The organism is Bacillus sp. JJ1127, from assembly GCF_036965845.1.
Lineage (GTDB): Bacteria > Bacillota > Bacilli > Bacillales > Bacillaceae_G > Bacillus_A.
Map to the genome: position 1 here is coordinate 4257 of NZ_JBALQK010000123.1, position 5066 is coordinate 9322.

Below are 5066 nucleotides of genomic sequence, written 5' to 3' on the forward strand. Positions count from 1 at the left end.
TTGTAGTACCCCTACAAATAAATTAAAAACACCCGCACTTTTTTCTTCTGCTTTCCCTAATATAACAAGACTATTTAAAAATAAAGCCGCACCTGAAAGCAATAATCCAACGTAACCCATATATGTTCGTGTGAAAATCATGTTTTTTCACACCTTAACCTCCTCACAACATAAAATCATACTAGTGATATCTTTCTTCTGATTTAGAGCTGAATACATGAAAATAAAAAATATTTTGCTGGTTCATAACGATATTTTTATAGAAATAAGTCAGACCTCCTACCTCATAAAAGAAAGCTATACAAAATACTACCACATGATTTAAAGCGCTTTCAATAATATTTGTTCCTATCAAACGGTAAATAGGATTCCTTGATTATAAACTTACTTCGAGAACGATACAAGCGTTAGAATTCATTAAACACACAATAAGAATCATATATCCTACTATTGTTTCGAGTGGATATGAAAGAAAATGGTCCCAGCACTATGTACTGAGACCACTTTCTCGAAAAATTATTACAAAATTTTTCACCTTATAGACTATTAGTCATTTCATCCGATATATTACACTTCTTGATAACCGTTCTTATTATTCGACTGCCATTTCCAAGAATCCGCACACATTTCTTCCAGGCCTCGTTTTGCTTCCCATCCTAACTCTCGTTTTGCTTTAGATGCATCTGCAAAGCATACAGCTACATCTCCAGGACGACGTTCCGTAATTTTATAAGGAACAGCCTTTCCTGACACTTTCTCGAAAGCCTCAACCATTTCTAATACACTATAACCAGTACCTGTACCAAGGTTATATGCATCTACTCCGGTTGTACCAAGAATCTTTTCAAGAGCCTTCACATGACCAGCTGCAAGGTCAACAACGTGGATGTAATCACGGACACCCGTACCATCTTTTGTTGGATAATCATTTCCAAATACACTTAACTCTTTTAATTTACCAACCGCTACTTGTGTTACATATGGCATTAAGTTATTTGGAATTCCATTTGGGTCTTCTCCAATGCGGCCGCTTTCATGTGCACCAAAGGGATTGAAGTAGCGAAGTAATGCAATGCTCCACTCTGGATCAGCTACAGCTACATCACGCATAATCTGTTCAATCATTAATTTTGTTTGACCATACGGATTTGTTGCACTTAATGGGAATTCCTCTGTAATTGGTGATGTTTCAGGGATCCCATACACGGTTGCAGATGAACTGAAGATCATTTTTTTCACATTATGCTTTTGCATAACATCACATAGTACTAATGTGCTTGTAATGTTGTTATGGTAGTAAGTAAGCGGTATTGTTACTGATTCTCCAACCGCTTTTAAACCAGCAAAGTGGATGACTGCTTCGATTGTATTTTCTCCAAAAATCGTATCAATTTCCTCACGATTTAAAAGATCTTCTTTATAAAATTTAAATTGTTTTCCTGTTATTTCTTTTACTCGATTTAACGACTCTACTGAGCTATTTGAAAGATTATCAACTACTATGATTTCATAACCGTTATTTAACAATTCTACGCATGTATGACTACCAATATATCCTGCTCCACCTGTTACAAGTATGGCCATAATTATAGTCCTCCATATTTTATTCATTATAAACTTTTAAAATTATAACACATATTCCCTAGTACATGTTTATTCCTCAAAAATACCATCTTACATTTTATCCCATATACACTTTTCATAATGACCATTCCCATTAAAGAAGCTACATAACTTACGCTATGTAGCTTTACTATATATAATTTTTTTCATTAAATTACATAACAATATACACTTAAAAAATGAGCAAGACTACCTAGCAATACAAAAATATGAAAAATCTCATGGTGTCCCATGTACTTAAACTCTAACCACTTTGGTTTTGCACCATAAATGAATCCACCAATCGTATAAAAAATACCTCCAAGTACTAAAAGTATGATTCCTCCTGTACTTAGGTTTTCTGATAACGGTGCAAAGAATAAGACAATTAACCATCCCATCATAAGATAAATTGCTGTTGATAACCATCTTGGACAATTAAACCAAAACATTTTAAAAACAATACCGCATATCGCGGTCACATAAACTAGCACAAATAATAATAAGCCGTTTGCAGCTTGTAAGGTAATTAGGCAAAAGGGTGCATATGTGCCTGCAATTAATATAAAAATCATAGAATGATCCAGTTTTCTAAAGAAATAAATAGTATGTTCACTTGCTATAACACTGTGGTATACAGTAGAAGCTGCATAGAGAATCATCATTCCTAACCCAAATAGGATAACCGCCGTAATTGTAGCGAAAGATGGCATTTTCATAGAAACTTTCACAAGCATAGCTAACAAAGCAATAAATGATAATACGGCACCACCTAAATGGGTAAACGCATTAACCGGTTCTCTTATATAAGCATTCACATTAACAACTCCTCATATAATTACATGTAGTTTTGATAACTACATGTAATTATATACACAATCATTTTAAAGGTCAACATTTACATTTCATTTGTTTCGTAATACCATATTTAAAGATAAAATGTATATCATTCCTACAAAGGTGAGGGTTTATATGGAAAACATAAAGAACTTACTCGAAACACTACATCTAGAGAAAAATATTACGCTTGAAGATATCCCTAATGTGGATTTATACGTGGATCAAGTTGTTCAACTATTTGAAAATAACTACGGTGATACAACAAGAACGGAAGACGAAAAAGTACTAACAAAAACAATGATTAATAACTATGCCAAGGGAAAATTATTCATCCCTATAAAAAACAAGAAATACTCAAAAGAACATATGATTTTAATCAGTTTAATTTATCAATTAAAGGGTGCTCTCTCAATTAATGATATTAAAAGTTCATTGGCGAATCTCAATGAGACACTACTAAACGACCATACGTTTGAATTGGACACCCTCTACAAAGATTTTCTCAACCTTACAGAAACAAACGTTGAAAACTTTAAAAGGGATGTAGATACACGAGTGGCTGAGGTAAAGGCTACTGCTTCATTTGAGGATAAAGAGTTGGAAAAATTCTTATTGCTGACTTCTTTTGTAACAATGAGCAATATGTATAGACGTTTAGCAGAAAAATTAGTGGATGATTTGAAGGACTCTTAAACATGAAAAAACTATCCACCTGTTAGGGTGGATAGTTCCCTTTACTTAATTGCCTCATGAACCTTTAACTGTTTCCCTTTTATCGTTGTATTTTTCATTACTCTTAAAACGAGTGGCCCTTTTCCGTTTAATATATCAACATAGGAGACATTATCCTGTATCGTAATAATCCCTATATCATCCGCTGTAACGCCTGGAATCTTGGCAATTGTACCAACGAAATCCACTGCTCGGATTTTCTTTTTCTTTCCACCATTAAAATACAATTTCATAATTCCCTTATTTAAGTTAGCACTTTTATCTTTTTTCATCATCGGCTTAGCATTTATTTTCTCTTCAAATGCCGCCTTTCTTTTTGTAACTTCTTCTTTTGAAGGTGCATCTATTTTTACAATTTCAAAACCAATATATTCTTCAATTTCTGCCAAAAATCTATCTTCATACGGCGTTACAAATGTAATTGCTTTTCCGCTATTACCAGCACGCCCCGTTCTTCCTGTACGGTGTACATAACTTTCTTTTTCTAATGGGATATCATAGTTAATTACGTGCGTAATATTCTCAATATCAATTCCTCGCGCCGCTACATCTGTTGCTATTAAATAACGGAATTTACCCTTTTTAAAGTCATTCATTACTGCAAATCGATCTTCTTGCACCATACCGCCATGAATTTTATCACAAGGATAACCCGAGCGCTTTAACTGTCTAAATACATGGTCTACATTTTCTTGCGTACGACAAAAAATAATACAGCTATCTGGATTTTCAATGATTGTTACATCTTTAAGAAGCGAAATTTTTTCCTCTTCGCTTACTTCCAAAAGGGTATGTTCAATTTTATCTGTCGTAATACCAGATGCTTTAATCTCAATATTGATTGGCGATTCCATATATGTACGAGATAAATTTTCAACGTCTTCCGGTAATGTCGCAGAAAATAGCATCGTCATTCGATTCATAGGTAATTCGTCAATAATCGCTTCTACTTGATCGATAAAGCCCATATTTAACATTTCATCCGCTTCATCAATTACTAAATACTTCAGCCTTTCTAAAACCAAAGTACCTTTTTCAATATGATCTAGCACACGCCCAGGGGTTCCAACTACAACATGTGTCTTTTGCTTTAATTCTAACTTTTGACGTGCAAATGGTGACTTACCGTACACAGCAACTGCCTTAATTCGTTTAAATCTTCCTATATTCGTAATATCCTCTTTTACTTGTGCAGCCAGTTCCCTTGTTGGTGTAAGAATTAATGCTTGCGGCTTATTTTCCTCCCACTCAACCATTTCACAAAGTGGAATACCAAAAGAAGCGGTCTTCCCACTTCCCGTCTGTGATTTCACAACAAGATCTTTCTTTTCTAATGCAACTGGAATTACTTTTTCTTGTACTACTGTTGGACTTTCATATTGTAAGCTAGTAAGAGCCCTTACAATTTCTTTACTTAATGCGTAATCTTTAAAACTTCTTTTACTCATGTACGAACCTCATTTTATTATATATTCTTTTATCTCGCTATTTACGAACAATAGCACCTTCAAATTCAGTGAAAACAAAGAAATTAGGCGGGAGATTAACTGTCTATAAAAGCCCAATTTGTGACCCCCACTGATTAAAATTTCACTTTATATATTTTTCACCATTGTATAAATATCATATGCATAATTCCATTATACTTGAATCTGCCTCTTAATCGGGATTAATACATATTTATGACGAACTTGATAGAGGATTTGAAGGAATTGAAAAGAAAATACGAAGTTATTAGAAGTACTAACTATATAAATCCATTTTAATTTTTCAACATCTAAATCCCCGCTATGCAGAATACAAAGTAATCTACACTCGTTTGCTCTTCCTGTTTTTACTTCGCATGTGGCAGAAAAAGGCCCTGACCGCCTCTATGCATGGCCAGATGCTCT

At 34.0% G+C, this 5066-nt stretch carries 5 protein-coding genes; 1 reads left to right on the forward strand and 4 read right to left on the reverse strand.

All coding sequences use genetic code 11. The features are described 5' to 3' along the window. From V7183_RS12970 to trhA, 3 genes are all read right to left on the reverse strand, one after another. Nucleotides 1–120: AmiS/UreI family transporter (locus tag V7183_RS12970; RefSeq protein WP_335359794.1), on the reverse strand; the 120-nt coding region annotated here is incomplete at its 3' end. Nucleotides 121–567: 447 nt separating this feature from the next. Beyond that, nucleotides 568–1584, reverse strand: coding sequence for a UDP-glucose 4-epimerase GalE (galE, locus tag V7183_RS12975; RefSeq protein WP_097894475.1), 1017 nt, complete (start codon nt 1582–1584; stop codon nt 568–570). Between the two features lie 188 nt (nt 1585–1772). Next, on the reverse strand, nt 1773–2420 hold the full coding sequence (gene trhA, locus V7183_RS12980) for a PAQR family membrane homeostasis protein TrhA (RefSeq protein WP_335359788.1): 648 nt from the start codon (nt 2418–2420) through the stop codon (nt 1773–1775). Nucleotides 2421–2574: 154 nt separating this feature from the next. On the opposite strand from trhA, the gene V7183_RS12985 reads away from it, so the two are divergent. Continuing rightward, nucleotides 2575–3135 carry a DUF1836 domain-containing protein gene (locus V7183_RS12985; protein WP_335359789.1) on the forward strand — a complete coding sequence of 187 codons (561 nt, stop codon included), beginning with the start codon at nt 2575–2577 and terminating at the stop codon, nt 3133–3135. 41 nt (nt 3136–3176) lie between these two features. Here the strand turns inward: V7183_RS12985 and V7183_RS12990 are convergent, their stop codons facing one another. After that, nucleotides 3177–4622: a DEAD/DEAH box helicase gene (locus tag V7183_RS12990; protein WP_335359790.1), complete on the reverse strand. Its 1446-nt coding sequence runs from the start codon at nt 4620–4622 to the stop codon at nt 3177–3179. Nucleotides 4623–5066: the final 444 nt, after the last annotated feature.